Source organism: Exiguobacterium sp. HVEsp1 (assembly GCF_002009685.1).
Taxonomy (GTDB): Bacteria; Bacillota; Bacilli; order Exiguobacteriales; family Exiguobacteriaceae; genus Exiguobacterium; species Exiguobacterium profundum.
Genome location: NZ_KV917367.1, coordinates 1527130 through 1544619, shown reverse-complemented (window position 1 = coordinate 1544619; position 17490 = coordinate 1527130). Strand labels below are relative to the sequence as shown.

General features: G+C 47.7%; 16 protein-coding genes and 2 riboswitches. Of the genes, 10 read left to right on the top strand and 6 right to left on the bottom strand.

All coding sequences use genetic code 11. The features are described 5' to 3' along the window. Nucleotides 1–18 precede the first annotated feature (18 nt). The gene (locus BV910_RS07935) at nt 19–1056 is read right to left on the bottom strand and encodes an SDR family oxidoreductase (RefSeq protein ID WP_078146947.1); all 1038 of its coding nucleotides are present in this window, start codon (nt 1054–1056) and stop codon (nt 19–21) included. A 189-nt stretch (nt 1057–1245) separates the two neighbouring features. Here BV910_RS07935 and BV910_RS07930 point away from each other — a divergent pair, with 189 nt between their 5' ends. Beyond that, on the top strand, nt 1246–2541 hold the full coding sequence (locus BV910_RS07930; protein ID WP_078146946.1) for a glutamine synthetase family protein: 1296 nt from the start codon (nt 1246–1248) through the stop codon (nt 2539–2541). 41 nt (nt 2542–2582) lie between these two features. Here BV910_RS07930 and BV910_RS07925 read toward each other — a convergent pair whose 3' ends face one another. The 3 genes from BV910_RS07925 to BV910_RS07915 form a co-directional block, all read right to left on the bottom strand. Then, the gene (locus BV910_RS07925; RefSeq protein ID WP_078146945.1) at nt 2583–4076 is read right to left on the bottom strand and encodes a peptide MFS transporter; all 1494 of its coding nucleotides are present in this window, start codon (nt 4074–4076) and stop codon (nt 2583–2585) included. A gap of 143 nt (nt 4077–4219) precedes the next feature. After that, nucleotides 4220–5464, bottom strand: coding sequence for an MDR family MFS transporter (locus tag BV910_RS07920; RefSeq protein WP_078146944.1), 1245 nt, complete (start codon nt 5462–5464; stop codon nt 4220–4222). Nucleotides 5465–5733: 269 nt separating this feature from the next. After that, the gene (locus tag BV910_RS07915) at nt 5734–6834 is read right to left on the bottom strand and encodes an AI-2E family transporter (RefSeq protein WP_078146943.1); all 1101 of its coding nucleotides are present in this window, start codon (nt 6832–6834) and stop codon (nt 5734–5736) included. A 158-nt stretch (nt 6835–6992) separates the two neighbouring features. Beyond that, nucleotides 6993–7092: riboswitch (SAM riboswitch) on the top strand. Nucleotides 7093–7170: 78 nt separating this feature from the next. Between BV910_RS07915 and BV910_RS07910 the strand changes: the two genes are divergently transcribed. The 5 genes from BV910_RS07910 (at nt 7171) to BV910_RS07890 (ending at nt 12080) form a co-directional block, all read left to right on the top strand. Continuing rightward, entirely contained in the window at nt 7171–8346 is a 1176-nt protein-coding gene (locus tag BV910_RS07910) for an aminotransferase class I/II-fold pyridoxal phosphate-dependent enzyme (protein WP_078146942.1), read from the top strand. Then, complete coding sequence (locus BV910_RS07905) at nt 8343–9359, top strand: iron-containing alcohol dehydrogenase (protein ID WP_078146941.1); 1017 nt, start codon at nt 8343–8345, stop codon at nt 9357–9359. The genes BV910_RS07910 and BV910_RS07905 overlap by 4 nt, the downstream gene beginning before the upstream one ends. Nucleotides 9360–9400: 41 nt before the next feature. Beyond that, a riboswitch (SAM riboswitch) is annotated at nt 9401–9505 on the top strand. A gap of 73 nt (nt 9506–9578) precedes the next feature. Further along, entirely contained in the window at nt 9579–10400 is an 822-nt protein-coding gene (locus BV910_RS07900) for a MetQ/NlpA family ABC transporter substrate-binding protein (RefSeq protein ID WP_078146940.1), read from the top strand. Nucleotides 10401–10411: 11 nt separating this feature from the next. Beyond that, on the top strand, nt 10412–11446 hold the full coding sequence (locus tag BV910_RS07895) for a methionine ABC transporter ATP-binding protein (RefSeq protein WP_012726345.1): 1035 nt from the start codon (nt 10412–10414) through the stop codon (nt 11444–11446). Then, nucleotides 11418–12080, top strand: a complete 663-nt coding sequence (locus tag BV910_RS07890; RefSeq protein ID WP_078146939.1) for a methionine ABC transporter permease — start codon at nt 11418–11420, stop codon at nt 12078–12080. Before BV910_RS07895 ends, BV910_RS07890 begins: the two co-directional genes overlap by 29 nt. 29 nt (nt 12081–12109) lie before the next feature. On the opposite strand, the gene BV910_RS07885 is transcribed toward BV910_RS07890, so the two are convergent. Continuing rightward, complete coding sequence (locus BV910_RS07885; RefSeq protein ID WP_012726343.1) at nt 12110–12505, bottom strand: Spx/MgsR family RNA polymerase-binding regulatory protein; 396 nt, start codon at nt 12503–12505, stop codon at nt 12110–12112. 161 nt (nt 12506–12666) lie between these two features. Between BV910_RS07885 and BV910_RS07880 the strand changes: the two genes are divergently transcribed. The 4 genes from BV910_RS07880 to BV910_RS15025 all read left to right on the top strand — a co-directional run bounded on the left by BV910_RS07880 (nt 12667) and on the right by BV910_RS15025 (nt 16791). Further along, entirely contained in the window at nt 12667–13050 is a 384-nt protein-coding gene (locus BV910_RS07880; protein WP_078146938.1) for a DUF302 domain-containing protein, read from the top strand. 100 nt (nt 13051–13150) lie between these two features. Next, nucleotides 13151–14443, top strand: coding sequence for a hypothetical protein (locus BV910_RS07875; protein WP_078146937.1), 1293 nt, complete (start codon nt 13151–13153; stop codon nt 14441–14443). A gap of 113 nt (nt 14444–14556) precedes the next feature. Further along, entirely contained in the window at nt 14557–15732 is a 1176-nt protein-coding gene (locus BV910_RS07870; RefSeq protein WP_240499822.1) for a hypothetical protein, read from the top strand. Nucleotides 15733–15885: 153 nt separating this feature from the next. Beyond that, on the top strand, nt 15886–16791 hold the full coding sequence (locus BV910_RS15025; protein ID WP_078146935.1) for a methyl-accepting chemotaxis protein: 906 nt from the start codon (nt 15886–15888) through the stop codon (nt 16789–16791). Between the two features lie 21 nt (nt 16792–16812). Here the strand turns inward: BV910_RS15025 and BV910_RS07860 are convergent, their stop codons facing one another. Further along, complete coding sequence (locus BV910_RS07860) at nt 16813–17466, bottom strand: M48 family metallopeptidase (protein ID WP_078146934.1); 654 nt, start codon at nt 17464–17466, stop codon at nt 16813–16815. Nucleotides 17467–17490 lie beyond the last annotated feature (24 nt).

The following is a 17490-nucleotide window of genomic DNA, read 5'->3' as shown; positions in this document are numbered from 1 at the left end:
AAAAATCGGTCCATTTTTTTATTTTGCTTTGTAATAGGCATTCACGATGCGACGTAACGATTTTTGATCGAGACGGAGCGGAGCGAATCCAGCATCCTGTAGCAATTGTTTCGTGTTGTCGTCACGGAACGTGATATTCCGGTTCAAATACGGATTGAATACTTTCACCATATCGTTGAACGACTGTTCGACTGAGCTGAGTGTCGATGTCGGTGTCTCCGTGATTGTTAAATGCGGGAATGCTAACGACTCTTTCATATAGTCGAGCATCGTTTCATTTTTTGGTGGTGCGTCGTTTGTCACGTTATAGATTGTACCCGCCTTCGCATGCTCGATGGCAGCGAGGAGTACATCCGCGACATAATCGACAGGGACAAGGTTTGATGTACCTGTCGCTGAGCCAATCAATCGAATCGACTCGACGTCATGCCCACGTCGTTCCAATTTCCGTTTGAACAGTTCGAGAGCACGCATATATCCGTACATCGTAAATTTTGAGTCAGCCTCTCCTGTTTTCGAGTCTCCGACGATGATGGCCGGTCGGAAGATTGACACATCAAGCTCATCCCGTGACTCCCAGACCGCCTGCTCGGCGTGTGCCTTGCTTTCTTCATACGGATTCAAAAAAGATTGCGACACGTCGTACAGTGTTTCCCCGCCAACTTCTTTAGTGCCAAGTGTGTAGGCCGTACTCACGTGGAAAAAGCGACGGCAGTCAATCAGCTTGGTCAAGCGAAGGGCCTCTTTCGTCCCGGTCAAATTGGTCTCGAACAATTCATCGCGCAATTCTTCATCGAATTTGACGAGTGCAGCCATGTGTAGGAATAAATCAATCTTCCCTCTATATGTCTCGATGAACGCTTCATTAGCACCGAGCGCATGTGACGTCAAGTCGCCTGGTAACACATCAATCGACTTTTGTTCTTCAGCGGTGAATTGTGCTTGTACCTTCTCCGGTGTTCGCGCCAACATGCAGACGCGATGCCCCCGCTGAATCAATTCTTTGGCGAGTCGCCCTCCTAAAAATCCGGTTCCACCAGTCATAAAAATATGCAATCGCGTTCTCCCTCTCTGTGACATTCTTTACCCATCATATCAACTCTTGTCGCATGTAGCCACTTTGCCTTTGCTGAAATTCCATGTTTAGAAAAAATCGAACTCGGTTATGAACTATAGAGAAGCGTACGAACGGTGCGTAAAGACAGCTTGCCTGTCAAATCCATTGAAGTGAGGTTTTAACGAATCATGGCAAATCTATTCGGAACAGACAAGGATGACGCAAAAAGGAAGCAACAAGATATTGAGAAAACGGTACAAGAGAAAAACATCACCCAAATCCATCTATATTTCTCAGATGTTCTCGGTGATTTAAAGCTCTTGACGCTTTCGGCAAAATTGTTGCCTGAAGTCTTTGAGGGAAAAACGATGTTTGACGGTTCTTCAATCAACGGGTTCTCTTCCATCAAAAACTCAGACTTATTCTTGAGACCGGATTTAGATCGTCCACGGTATGAGCAAGACGGCGAGGAAAATATTTTGGCATTCTTCTGTGACGTATGCACTCCGGAGGGAGAGCGATATGAATACGACCCACGTAATGTATTGAAGGATGCACTTGAACGTGCAGCACGTGATGGCTACTCGGTATTCGTTGGGGCAGAGCCGGAATTCTTCATCTTTGACGAGAACGGAGAATTTTATGACGAGGCCGGATATTTCTCGACACGTTCAGAGGATAAAGGATATGAAGTGCGACAGCACATCGCGAACCGTCTAAGCGGTGTCGGGTTCAATATTGAGGCTGTTCACCATGAAGTCGCTCCTGCGCAACATGAGATTGGCATCAAGTATGATGATGCACTCCATACGGCGGATAACATTCAGTTCTTTAAAGAAATCGTCAAGATTGCGGCGAAGGAGAAAGGGGCATCCGTCTCATTCTTGCCAAAACCGTTGCGTGATGTGAATGGTTCTGGAATGCACTTGAACATCTCTGTCTGGAAGAATGATGAGTCTGGAAATCCGACGACCAACGCGTTCGACGAAGTCGATGCGGATTACGGATTGTCGAAAACGGCGCGTCATTTCATCGAGGGAATCTTGAAGCATGCCCGTGCCACAGCAATCTTCACGAATCCACTACCGGAATCATACGAGCGTCTCGTTCCTGGATTCGAGGCACCTGTCAATATATGCTGGAGCCCATCGAACCGCAGTTCGATGATTCGAATCCCCGCTTCCCGTGGAAGTGCGACTCGTGTAGAGGTCCGAAATCCTGACCCGAGTGCGAACCCATATTTGGCACTTGCCGCGCTCATTTATGCGGGACTTGAAGGAATCGAGCAACAGCTCGTTCCGTCTTCTCCGAACGAGGATGACTTGTTCGAGTATTCTGCGAAGCAAATCGAGAGCCAAGGAATCGCATCACTGCCTGCGACATTCCATGAATCGATCCAATCACTGAAACAAGATAACTTCCATGACTACTTTAACCACAATATGATCGATCGCTACTTGTCACTCATTCAAGTGCGAAAATAAAAATGACGCCAGCCGATTCGATCGGCTGGCGTTTTTGATGGTTAATGGATTCCACGCATGTACACTTTGATTTTTGGTGCGAGTGCGAACAGAATCAAGCTTAAGACGATGGCGACGCCACCGATAATCCCGAAGTATAGCGTCTCATTCTCAGGTGTGTAGAACTTGACGAGCTGTGCGTTGATCCCTTGTGCAGCAGCGTTTGATAAGAACCAGAGCGACATCGTTTGAGCCGAGAAGGCAGCTGGAGCGAGTTTTGTCGTGGCCGACAAACCGACCGGTGACAAACTGAGTTCTCCCAACACGACGATGAAATAGCTCAAGACGAGCCAGAGTGGGCTGACGAGGGCATCTGGACCACTGAAGTATGCAGGGAGCAGGATGACCAAGAAACTGATCCCGGCAAACAAGATCCCGAAAGCAAACTTCGTCGGAATGCTCGGTTCGCGGTCACCAAGTCGGACCCATAACCAAGCGAAGACCGGTGCCAGTAAGATGATGAACAGTGGGTTCAGTGATTGGAACCATGCTGGTGACAACGTGAACCCAAAGAACTCTAAGTCAGTTCGTGTATCAGCATAACTCGCCAAAATCGTTGCGCCCTGCTCTTGGATTGCCCAGAACATGACCGAGGCGATGAATAGCGGAATGTAGGCGATGATTCGCGAACGCTCGACCTCAGTCGTTTTCGGGCTACGATACATGATAATGAAGTAGATGGTCGGAATCGCGATACCGAACACCCCGACGAGTGAGATGAACGTATTGATCGTGAACCATCCAAGTGGAATCAAGATTGCGAGTAAAACAGCGATTCCAATGGTGACAATGCTGACGATTTTAATCGTTTTCTTTTTCTCATCATGCGTCAATGGATTCGGTACATACGAACCAGCTAAGCCGAGGTTCGTCTTGCGTGTCAATACGAAGACGACGAGTCCGACGAACATCCCGATGGCTGCGAGCGCAAAGCCCCAGTGGAATCCATAGTCTTTTTGTACTTGACCGACGATGAGTGGTGAAATGAACGCACCCAAGTTGATTCCCATGTAGAAGATACTGAATCCAGCGTCGCGACGGCGATCCGTCTCGCTATACATGTCTCCGACGATACTGGATACGTTTGGTTTCAATAAACCGGTACCAATGACAATCAACGCCATGGAGATAAACAGGAAGACGACGCTACCTGGAATCGAGAGGACGATGTGTCCGAGCATGATGAACACACCACCGTAGAATACCGCGCGAGACGTCCCGAAAATCCGGTCTGCAAGCCATCCCCCAATGACCCCGGACATATAGACGAGCGCGCCGTATACGGACATGATTGAGAGTGCGACGTTTCGGTCGAGACCGAGTCCTCCCTCAGAGACTTCATAGTACATATAGAATACGAGGATTGCCCGCATGCCATAGTACGAGAAACGTTCCCAAAATTCAGTGAAGAATAAAGTGAACAACCCCTTCGGTTGTCCGAAGAAGCCTTTTTGTGGAACACTATCCACGATTGTTTGTTTATCGATCCTTTCCATGAAAGATCCCTCCTTAACCGTTTTATCATAAAAAGGATTATTATGATTGTAAAGTGAATTGAATGATAATTTCAAATTTTAATAAAGATGAAAAGAATGAAAAGACCACACTTCCGAAATCAGAGAGTGTGGTCAATGAGCGGTTAAGCCGTCTTTTGCTTTGCTTCCGTCGCTTGGACATGACGTCCGAGCTGCCAATAGATGATGCCTGATAAACAACTCGCTCCACCGATGAGGATCAAAGCGATGTGTCCGGCACGATTGTCAAAAAAGAGACTTGCGATGATTGGTGCCGTGACACCGCCGATCAGCCATTGGATGCTCGCTGCACCGTTATAGGCACCACGCATATTCTCCGGTGCGATCAAGGCGATGAATGTCTGCTGAACAGGGGACATAATCATCTCACCTAACGTATAAAACGCATATACGGCGAGTAAGATCCCGACGAGTGGCACGTAAGGGGTATCGAGTGCGAACAAGGCTCTAGGCACAACCGCAAGCAAGATCATACCGATACCAAATACGGTCGCTCCTGCTAACATGACCTTACCGAACGGCTTGTTCCCGAGTTTTGAAGCAATCGGGAACTGGAAAAGAACTACCATGATTCCATTCAGTGCTAACAGATACGGGAATGGGTTCTGTTGTGCGGTATACGTCGGGAGCGATTCTTTTAAAAAGAGTGGTAGCATGCTCTCGACGACGGAGAATCCCATTGATATGAATATACCCGCAAAGATGAAGACGAGAAACACGCGATCGTTATAAAAGACGCGCAACACTTCCCGGTTGCTTGGAGTCTCATCTTCCGTAAACTCGGGCAACGACTCATGTATGAACGTGCCGAGCGCAATCGCATATAGTCCAAAGACGAATGCCGCCGCAAAGAAGATGAGCTCGCGGTCGATGAACAGCACCGCACTACCAAGAAGTGGACCGAATGCAGCGCCGATGTTATGTCCCATCCGTAAAAGTCCGAACGCTTCGTTCATATGCTCTGGCTCCGTGACATCGGCGACCATCGCGCTTGCGGCAGGGTGGAAGAGCGAGTTCGTCAGTCCGAGCATGGCGTTCAATAAAAGAAGCGGCCAGAACGAGTCGGCGAACGCAAATCCGATGAGGGCAAGTGCGTCCCCAATGATTGCGATCATCATGATTGGTTTTCGACCATACAGGTCTGCTAGACGTCCTCCGATCATCGAACCGAGGAGCGCCATGATCGGGCCAGTCGCCATGATGATTCCGACTTGAAGGTAGCTATCTAACTGGTCACTATAATAGAGAACAAGGAATGGGGCGATCATGAACATCATGATTCCCGTAATCGTCTCCCCTAAGAAACGAATCCAAATGTTGCGGTCGAGCCGCTTGAGTGATTGAAACATACAGGTCACCTGCTTTATTTAATTTTTAGACACAAAAGGGACGTCATATGCATGAAGGCATACGACGTCCCACGTTGTTTATGCATGCCTCGATAGGCAGGTGACTTAGATATGAATCAATCGAAGAGGTGCCTGCCAATCAGTATGAACTTGAGTGAATGGTTTCGAAGATACTACTGACATGGGAACCTCTCCTTTCTGTTAATTGTGTTCTTCTCTTCAACTGTATGACACATTTCCTCAATGTGTCAACAAATTTATGAGGTGAATCAAAGTAATTCGTTGAGATTTTTTCGGTTCAGTCGATAATCGATGAGGCGAGACAAGACGACTTGAATCATGGCCGTGATCGGCACGCTCACGAACATCCCGACGAGGCCGAACAGACTTCCCCCGATGATAATCGATGTGATGACCCAAAATGGTGTGATGCCGACACTATCTCCAAGAATCTTTGGTCCGAGCCACAATCCGTCAAACTGCTGTAACAAGAAGATGAACAAGAGTACCAAGACGGCGGTGAACGGATCATAAAAATAGGTGATGATAAACGCCGGGATCATCCCGAGTAGCGGTCCGACATATGGGATGAAGTTTAAGACGCCGACGATGACTCCGAGAAGTAGGGCATATGGGGCCCCGATGATCAAGAGTCCGATGACTGCTAGCACTCCAATAATCAGACAGTCGAGCGACTTCCCAATGATATATCGCTTAAAGATATAATCCATCTCTTGAAAGATATCGATTGTCGTCTTCGCAGTGCCGACGGGTAATAGCGCATAGAGAAGACGCTTGAACATACGAGCGAAGACTTCTTTGTCCTTTAACAAATAGATGGAGATGACAATCCCAATCAAGAAGTTGATCAATGTCATTGTAAAACTAGAGACATAACTAACGGAAGAGAGGACGGCCGTCTCGACCCATCCAGAGTAACGATCCTCGAAGCGCGCAAAATCAATCGCTTGGGCGATCGTCGCGTTATAGTCTTTCAAGTAATTGTTCACTTCACCTAAAAACACGTCGATTTGACGGATATAAACCGGTAACTCATTGATGAGTGATGACAGACTCGAGTAAATCCGCGGGAACAACGTGACGACCGAAATCGCCAAGATGCCGATGAACGTGATATAGACGATGAGTAGTCCTTGATATCGCTTCAAGTGGAACCGTTCTTCAATATAAGAGAGTACGGTGTTGAGTAACAAGGCGATGGCGATCCCCATGATGATAGGGGTAAGTAACTGAAACGTGTATTGTAAGACACGTGAGATGGTATCCGGTTCACTGATGACCCGCCATAAGACGAGCAAGATCAGTCCGATTACACTCAGTTTCCAAATAAGTTGACGATTAAGATCCAATGCTCTATCCCCTCATACAAATATAATTTTTCTACTCTTTTACTATGAATGTTTTTTGAAAAGGATTCAATAGATGTTCTCTTTGAAAAAAATGTTTGACACCGTTGGGAATGTCTGGTTAACTTAGGGACATACAAAAATTACATAACGAATGACACTTTCTATCAAGAGAAGCGGAGGGACTGGCCCGATGAAGCTTCAGCAACAGATTGCAAAATACTGTGCTAATTCCAGCAAGGTGACCTTGAGAGATGGAAAGGTGGTTGACTACATACGTCTGTATCGAGCACCCCTTTCCTCAGAAAGGGGTGTTTTTTCGTATTAGGAGGACCCATCATGGCAGACAGACGTTCCAAGTTATTAAAATCATTACCGACACAACACTTTGTCGGATTAGCAGAAGAAGTCGCGGCAGTCGAGGCGAGTGGCAAGACCGTCATCCGACTCGGACAAGGCACACCCGACTTACCGACACCAGCTCCAATTTGTGAAGCGCTTGAACGAGCATTGACCGACCCGACGACCCATCAATACGGACCGTTCCGGGGACAGGCTCGACTAAAAGAAGCTGTGGCCGCATTCTATCAACGTGAATACGGAGTCGACCTCGACCCAGCAAAAGAAGTGGCGATTTTGATTGGCAGCAAATCGGGTCTCATCACGTTGCCTCAGTGTCTTCTTGAGCCGGGTGAAGGCATCTTGCTCCCGAACCCTGGCTATCCCGATTATATCTCGGGAGCGCGTCTCGCCGGAGCGGACATCATCGATTTGACGTTGAAGGAAGAGCACGGCTATCTCCCGGATTACACCACGCTCGATCCGCTTCATGCACGACTCATGTATTTGAACTACCCGAGCAATCCGACCGGCGCTGTCGCGACGCCAGCCTTCTTTGAGGAGACGGTTAAATTCGCCACAAACCATGATTTGATGGTCGTACACGATTTAGCCTATGGAAGTATTGGCTTTGATGGGCATGTCCCGCCAAGTTTTCTCCAAGCAGACGGGGCAAAAGAAATCGGGATTGAGGTGTATACGATGTCGAAGGCGTTCAACATGTCGGGATGGCGTGTCGCGTTCGCAGTCGGAAATGCAGATATCATCGAGGCGATCAATACGTACCAAGATCATGTCCACGTCTCTGTGTTCTCTGCCATTCAAGAGGCAGCCATCGTGGCGTTAGAATCCCCGCGTGACATACGTGATGATCTAGCCTCGCTTTACGAAACAAGACGAAACCGATTGATTGATGGGTTACGCCGGGCAGGGTGGGAGATTGAGGCACCGAAAGGTTCTTTCTTCGTATGGGCGAGAGTGCCTGAAGGCGATGCAAAATCATTCTCGACGAAGTTACTGCATGAGGCGGGCGTCGCCGTCACACCGGGCTACTTTTTTGGAACGGAGGGCGAGCACCACATCCGCTTTGGTCTCGTGTCGTCTGAACAGAAGATTGATGAAGCGGTAGAACGGATTGAGAGACTGTTTGCAGCCTATGAGGAGGTCCATCAATGATTCGACAAGCGGTGCTGGAATACGACCATTCGAACGATGCGCTCGATCAACTTTACTCACTGATTGGGAATCGGGATGCACTCGTTTTGAAAGGATTTAACGGATACGGTGAAGCGATTCGCGTGTCTCCTCGTCTAGCAGAAATTCCGAGCGTACGATTCAAGGGGGAATGTTCAGACGAAGAAGTCGAACGACTAAAAGCGCATCGACCTGACGTCTGGATTGCTGTCGGTGGCGGTAAATTGATTGATACGGCGAAGCGGATTGCATTTACCCAGTCGGTCCCGCTCATCGTCATTCCGACACTTGTGTCAAACTGTGCCGCCTTCACCCCGCTCAGCGTGATCTATGGAGAAGACGGTACATATTTACGATATGATACGTTCCCCGTCGTCATCGAGCGCGTCATCGCGGATGAACGACTGTTACGTGATTCACCTTACGACTATTTTAAGGCTGGTGTCATCGATACGGTCTCAAAGTGGTTCGAGGCTCGATATATTAGCGGAACAACATCAAGGGACGCAGGGATTCAGTCGGGGCTCTCACTTGCGGCGCAATGCAGAGCGTTGATGGATTTGTCCATTCGTGAAGATGATTTTCGCCATTATGGCACGGACATCCGATCTATCGTCGATCATGTCCTCGCCATCGGTGGTGCCGTTGGTGGATTCGGTGACGCCGGCACCCGAGTCGCCGTCGCCCATGCGGTGCATAACGCACTCAGTCGTTTTGATTCGACGCATCATTGGTTGCACGGGGACAAGGTAGGCTTCGGGCTGATCGTTCAAGAACGATTGACCTCATCCGAAGACGCCTCATTCCTCGAGAATTGGCTACAAGCGATTGCCGCTCCGACGTCACTTGACCAACTTGGGATTCGATTTGACCAAATCGATGAGTTGGTCGATTATGTCGTCGAAGAAATGACGATTCAAGGCATTCACAAGGTTGAAGATGCTGAACGATTAAAAGAAATTTTAAGAAATCTTCAAGAAATAGTTTACAAATAATTCTTTTATCAGTAATATAATAACAAAATAATAGAACCGATTGCTTATCAAGAGTGGTGGAGGGACTGGCCCGATGAAACCCGGCAACCAGATCAGAAATGATCATGGTGCTAATTCCAACAGACGAGACGTCTGGGAGATGAGCGTGTCCGACTTTCACGTGTCGTGCCCGCCGCTCTTTTTGAGTAGCGGGCTTTTCATTTGGAGGAGGAATCATTCATGAACATTAAGCAAAAAACAATTTTGGCAGGTACATCTATCCTTGCGGCCATCGCACTCTCGGCGTGCGGACAATCCGAGGCGAGCGAGACGATAAGCACGAAAGAGCTGACGATCGGCGTGACTGGTGGACCACACGAGCAAATCGCCGAGAAAGTACAGGAGCTCGCAAAAGAAGATGGGCTCGAAATCGATATCAAAGTATTTAATGATTACAACACCCCGAACACCGCTCTCGACGAAGGAAGTCTCGACGTGAACAGCTATCAGACGCTCTCGTTCCTCGAACTGCAAAAAGCGGACAAGGGATATAAGATTGACGACGTCTTCAAGACGGTCGCTTTCCCGATGGGGCTCTATTCAGAGAAGTTGACGGATATCAAGGACTTAAAGGAGGGCGATAAAGTAGCCGTCCCGAACGACCCGGCGAACGAGCTCCGTGCGCTACGATTATACGAAACGGCCGGACTCATCACGTTAAAAGAGGGATTGACGGATAAAGCGACGAAGCGCGACATTGCTGAGAATCCGCTCAACCTCGAATTTATTGAACTTGAAGCATCCCAACTGCCGACGCAACTCCCGGAAGTGGCACTCGCAGCCATCAACACGAACTTCGCGATGGGAGCGGGTCTATCCATTAATGAAGATGCCCTCTTCCATGAAGATACGGTCGATAACCCGTATCCGAACTATGTCGTCGTCCGTTCAGCCAATAAAGAAGATGAAGTCGTGAAGACGCTGAAGTCTTACTATCATTCAGATGAAGTACGTGCCTTCATCGAAGAAGAATTCAATGGTTCGGTCGTGCCGGCATTCTAAGGAGGGGTCTTATGATTGAACTGAAACAAATCACCAAGGAGTTCAAGGTCAACGGAGACACGATCACGGCACTTGATGATGTCTCCCTCACGATTGAGAGAGGGGAAATCTTCGGAATCATCGGACGAAGTGGTGCCGGTAAGAGTACGCTCATCCGGATGATCAATCTTTTGGAGCGCCCGACATCAGGCGTAGTCGAGATTGAGGGACAAGATATCACGCTCCTCAAAAAGAAAGGGTTGTCGACGTTACGCCAGCGAATCGGTATGATCTTTCAGCACTACAACCTGCTGAAGACTGCGACCGTCGAAGAGAATGTCGCCATCCCGCTTCGTCTCGAAGGTCTCGGGAAGCAGGTCATCCGTGAACGGGTCGACCGCTATCTCCAAATCGTCGGACTGAGCGAACATCGGAACCATTACCCTGAACAATTGTCAGGTGGACAGAAACAACGTGTCGCCATTGCGCGAGCGCTCGCCCACGAGCCTGATATTCTCCTCAGTGATGAGGCGACAAGTGCACTCGACCCTGAGACGACCGAGTCGATTTTAGAGTTACTGCTCGAAATCAATCGCGAGCTCGGATTGACGATTTTCTTGATCACACATGAGATGGAAGTCATCGAACGAATCTGTGACCGGGTCGCCGTCATCGATCGTGGCCAAATCGTTGAACAAGGACACGTACTAGACGTCTTCTCCAATCCGTCACACGAGACGACCCAGAAGTTTCTTAAGACAAACCTCGACGTGCCGGAAGAAGTCGTCTCGGAACTCCAGACTCGGGGAACGCTCGTCCACTTGTCGTTCATCGGCAGTCAGACAGAACAAGCAGTCCTGGCACAATTGACCAAGCGGTTCGGCATCCTTCCGAACATCATCGGAGGCGGAATCAAGAAGTTAAAGGCGGGGCTTGTCGGAAACTTACTTGTCCATCTTGACGGGGATCATGATCAAACGGAACTCGCCGTCCGTTATTTGAAGACGAGCGGCGTACATGTGAGGGAGGTGTCAAACCATGCAACAGTTTTGGACAGACTGGGGTGACTTAATTTGGACAGGAACGGTTCAAACGTTGACGATGACGAGCATCGCGCTTTTGATCTCGACCTTGATCGGATTGCCGCTCGGGACGTTCCTCGTTTTGACGAGACCGAATGGCAGACTCGCAAACCGATTCGTCTATGGTGGCTTATCGAGCGTTATCAACGTCATCCGTTCCATCCCGTTCATCATTCTGTTGTTCTTCATCTTACCGTTCACACGGTTCATCATGGGGACGACAATCGGCGTGCAGGGCGTCTTGCTCCCCTTGATTGTCTTCACCGCACCGTATATTGCGCGACTCATGGAGTCGGCACTACTCGAAGTCGACCGCGGGGTCATCGAGGCGTATGAAGCGATGGGCATCTCGACGAGAAAAATCATCTGGTATGTGTTAATCCGTGAAGCACGTTCTTCTATCGTTCTCGGATTGACGATTGCGACGATCGGGTTGATTGGAGCGACGGCGATGGCGGGACTCGTCGGGGCAGGTGGGCTAGGGGACATTGCCTATCAATACGGACACCTTCGTTTCGAACCGGAAGTCATGTACGTGACCATTTTCGTCCTCATCCTCCTCGTTCAGTCCATCCAATCCTTCGGGAATCGACTGGCGGCAAAATTGAAAAAGGCATAAAAAGAATCGTGTCGCGAAAGCGACACGATTTATGCGTTATGGAGCAGACGTTTCAGTTCAGCAATGCGGTCATGTCTCGGGATGAACGTCCGAATCTCTTTTTCACTGAAACCGACCTGGATGCGATGATGGTCGAAGACGATCGGACTTTTCAGGATTTGAGGATTCGAGGCGACGAAGCTATATAACTCACGAATCGACATCTCGTCAAGTTTCTCTGCCGCTTGTTTATAGACACTCTTTTGGACCGACAACAAATCCGTCGTCCCATTTTCCGTCAGGCTCAACATCTCTTTGAATTCTCCGAAGGATAAACCTTGGTCTGTCAATTTCTTTTCGATGAAGGGAATCTTTTGTTCCCGTAACCAATCAATCGTTTTTCTGGAAGAACTGCAGCTCGTATGCGTGAATACCGTGACCGTCACGACAACCACTTCTCCTTTACATCAGTTTGGTTCTAACTATTATCTCCTTTTATACGTTCGAGTGCGTGATTATGTTTCAAATCACATACAGTTTCTTTTTGATTGAGCATGACTTCGTTCGGGTACAGATTTCATGAGTAACCACATGAGGAGGAATGAAGATGTTTGACTATACCGTACAATCTGACCGTACCGTGGATGACGTTGTCGTTCGTCTCGGAGAAGCATTGAAAGAAGAATCATTCGGGGTGCTCTGGGACTTTGATTTGAGTGAGACGCTCGAGAAAAAGGGACAGAGGATTGATGGGAAGTATCGTATCTTAGAAGTATGCAATCCGAAGGCGGCAAAAGAAGTACTGTCGCAACAGTTAGAAGGAGGCTACTTCCTTCCATGCAAAATCGCGGTGTTCGAAAAAGACGACCATACCCAAATCGGTATGCCGAGACCGACTGAATTAATTCGCCTCATCGATGACGAATCGTTACAAGCCGTCGCGTTAGACGTCGAGTCCCGATTGCAACGTGCCATCGACCAAAGTAAATGATTGTTCTACCATCCGCTCATGAAACGTGAGCGGATTTTTTTTCGTATAGGATAGTTAGATAATGGTAAAATTGGATGAGGAGATTATAGGAGGAGATATTTTGTACAAAAGAGGAATCATGATGTTACTTAGTGCTTCATTTTTAAGCGCATGTGGGGCATCTAATATAGAAGTCATTCAACTAGATTACATAGAAAATCAATGGAAGCTCGAGAGTTATACGAAAGAAGGAGAATTTGTTCAAGTCAACGAAACGAGAGAAGTGCTCGAGGCGTGTGAGGGCGAACGAACGACTAAACTAAAAGGAGATGTCACTGTATATCAGACAGTGTTCGCAGGGCGAAACGGGGTCGTGTCATCCATGGATCCGTACTCGATGAAGGTAGTTACTTATTTAGAAGGTGACGAACGATATGTCGTATGTCGAGAAGATTATACGAATCAATGGATGGCGAAGACAATCGATAAGTTTCCGGATTTTGTGAATACATCTGAAGGAATCAGCGTCCCCCGATTACCTAGCCTTCATCAAACATCTTCGTCCTCAAAGGACAAGCTAATGAAAACAGACAGACTGAAAATCGATGAAATCGAGATCATCCCGTTCCGAGATACATTGCTTGAAATTGAACCGGCACTATTCGGAGAGCTTGAACTAGAGCTCGATGGTAATGCGACGAGACATTCGCTCACTAGTTTTCAACCAATCGGAACCGATATGCCGCATCGACAGATTGCCATCGGACTCGATCGACAAACATCTCAACCGTATATTCTTTTTTCATTCAATGAACGCTTTGTTTATCAGCAATTACAGTTTGAAGAACTAGAGGATCCTGCGTCAATAGAAAAACAGTCCTTTGAAGAGTTAAGCGTCGACACCATCATCGAACCTGGAGAGATAAAAAAAGGAGAAGCGGTTCCCATATATACGTTCCATTACATGCGGGATGGTGAACCCGTGACTGAAACGATGACGGTTCGCTTTGTTGAAGGTACGTTGCTGAAAGAAGGCGAAGAACCCGATTCGATGTATGAAGAGTGGATGCCGGCCCAAGAAGATGGTCCAAGAGTCGTCTCACACCGGAAACCGTTTGATGGAAATGAGCTCGCTTATCCTGATTTTATTGAAATCTCGACGGAAGAATCTGAACAAGTCATGGAAGTATTGAAGGAGGCAGAACCGGTCAGCCGCAAAGGTGAGCCTGCAGACTATCGATACTTGACGTTGATGGATGGATGGAAAGGGCAAGAATTTGAAATCAGCTATAAACAGCGGTCAAAAAAAATCGACATCTATCTGACAGACCCGCTTCGCGAGCAGACATTTAAATTATCTAGTAAAGGGGCGGAAGTGTTTTTGGATATTTTCCCGGAGTACGAAAAATCATGATGAAACGACTATTATTCACTTTATGTACAGTTGGAATATTATCGGGTTGTGGTGGTGAAGAGGTAAAGGTCGTCAAACTGGATCATATGCCATCACAATGGGATGTACGAGACATGAACAGCTTTACTACCGGGTCGGAGACGTGGGCGAGCGATTTACTTCTTGCATGCACCGATGACCCGGTTCCCCAAATCCCTGAGGACGTCACGGTCTATCATTCGTATGTCTTGAACCGAAAAGCCATGATTTCCGACTACGATGCACATGCCTATAAGCTAGTGACGTATGTAAAAGGCGAACAGAATTATGTCATTTGTCAGGACGGCTTTTCTCCAAAGATGAGAGTCGGACTTGTTGAGAAGTTCCCTTCGTTTGTACAGGCTTCTGAAGGTGTCAACATTCCAAGTAACCCGACAATTGCAAATGGAACTCGGGAACAAGAAGAGAGTTTGAAGGAAAGCGATTATTCCGATGTTTTCGAGGATCCCGTCAATCTCATTGACGAAACGATGATTCAAGTGACCCCTTCCTTGAATGGAAGTATCCATTTAACCATCGGAGAGGACGAAGGGATCTTACCGCTCTCAATCATTGAGCCTTATCACGCGCAAATGGGAAGCATGACAATCGCACTCGGCTACGACGAACAATCCAAAGAGGCTTACTTTTTCGCTAAGTCGGAAGGTGGGTTACTTTCTTATGACCCGATTGTCCTTATAACAAAAGATGATTATTCGCATCCAGAGCAGCAACCAAAGCAATTTGAAGGGCTCAAAGTTGAGCGGGTACTACAGGCAAAATCGCTCGAACCCGGGGTCGAGACACCGCTCTACACGTTCTCTTTTATTGAGGACGGGAAGCGTGTGACGAAAGACGTCCGTCTCACGTACACGGATCGCGAATTTGCGACGAATGAATCGATCGAAGCGGACAAGGAATCGAATCCCGCCGTACCAAGTGGTCCGTTCGTGTTCGTCCATAAAACTCCTTTAGACGAAAAGGCAACGATTGATTATCCGAACGTGCTGCGGGCTGCAGGAATCGAGATGTCTGATTTGATCGATGCAATCGATGAGGCAGAAGCGGTCAAGCGAGAAGGGGAGATAGAGGAGTATTCGCTGCTTACGATCATCGATGGGTGGGTCGGTCAGGAGTTTCAATTAAGCTTTCAGAGACGCTCGAAAAAGGTGGATGTGTACTTAACCGATCCAAAGCGAAAGCAGACGTTCAAATTGTCGAGCACAGGAGCAGAGACATTCTTCAGCTATTTTCCTGATTTGAAAGAGTAAAGGCGCCAATTGGCGTCTTTTTATATGGTAAATACTTCAAAATCAAGATATTAACCTTCTGTAAAAAAACGTGGCGATGATAAGTTGTTTGGTACGGTACACTGTATATCACGATTTGGTACGAAAATCCTATGATGAAGGATAATACACTTTATGAGTACTTTGAACCAAAAAGGAATTCAATCTGCAGACGTTTTTCAATCCATTGAAACGAATATGGCGATGATTCGATTCGATCGTCAACGCCGGGTCGTCGATGTGAACGATACGTTTGCGAAAGCAATGAAATATAGACGCGAGGAGATGATTGGCATGCAACATCACTTGTTCTGCCCTTCTTCCTTTGTCAATAGTCCAGAGTATTCGGCATTTTGGGAGAAATTATGGAATGGTTTCAGTTTCTCGGATAAAGTGGAGCGTGAGAATGCAAAAGGGGAAACCATTTGGCTCGAGGCGACGTATATGCCAATTTTTGAAGGAGATGATGTCATCGGTGTCGTCAAGATCGCATCGGACATCACCGAACGGCAACAAGTGATTGAGGATTATGCGTATCGCTTTAAATCGATGACCGATGTGCTCGACGAACGGGCGAAGACAGGCATGCAAGACACGAAAGTATTGAATGAAACGATTGAAAAGCTTGCGAAAGATGCCGCGGACAACCTCCATGCCCTTCAGAACTTGCGTCGTCAAGCCGATGACATCGCGAAAATTGCCTCGTCGATCAAAGAGATTGCGGCACAAACGAATCTATTGTCCTTGAATGCTGCCATCGAAGCGGCACGAGCAGGTGAACACGGGCTTGGATTTAATGTGGTTGCGACTGAGGTCCGCAACCTCTCCCGTATGGTTGAACGTGCGGTCATCGACGTCAACTCGAACACGGAAGGGATGAACGTCGAGCTTCGGAAAATTGTAGAAGGTGTCACTGCGTCCAATCAAGAGATTCAGTTAAGTGCAAAAACGATGGAACAGACGATGGAGCAATTCCATACGTTCGAGCAGGCTGCAGCCGAGTTACATGATACGGCCGACACATTTACATCCAACCTGTGAACCGATTGACCCTACACGGGGTCAGTCGGTTTTTTTGAATTGTAACGTATGTCCGTGTCGTTTCAACCAATCTTTCGCTGTAGCGGTGTTCGGATAAATCTTTTGTAACGTTCTCCAAAAAGAAGGTGAGTGATCGAAGTGAACGAGATGCACCCACTCATGAGCAATCACATAGTCCATCATTTCTCTCGGCGCCAGCATGAGGCGGACATTGATGGAGATAGTTCCGTTCGAACTACATGATCCCCACCGTGTCTTTTGATGACCAATCCGAATCTTTTTCGCTTTAACACCTAATAATCTTTCGTAAGTCGGTGCCAGATTGATTACATATTCAAGCGCGCGTTCACGTAGCCATGCCTCATAATGTCTAGCCAGGGCGTTTTCGTCCCATGTCCTCGGAACGAAAAATGAGGAGCCATCATATCGGAGAGTCGTGCCATCATCTTTCTTGGTCGGATAGTTTTTCCCATGAAAAACGAGCCCCTTATCGAGAACAGATGTCTGTCGAGGGAGCTTTTGCGATATCTCATGAATCCATGTGTCATGCTCTTCTAGAATGCGGTCGACGACTCGTTTTGACAAACGTGCTGGAATACGTAGCTCGATTCCGTTTGGCGTGACATAAAATGCGGCTTTTTTTCTGCGATTGTTGCGAATGACGGTAACACGCATTGACGCGCCTCCTTTCTTATCTCG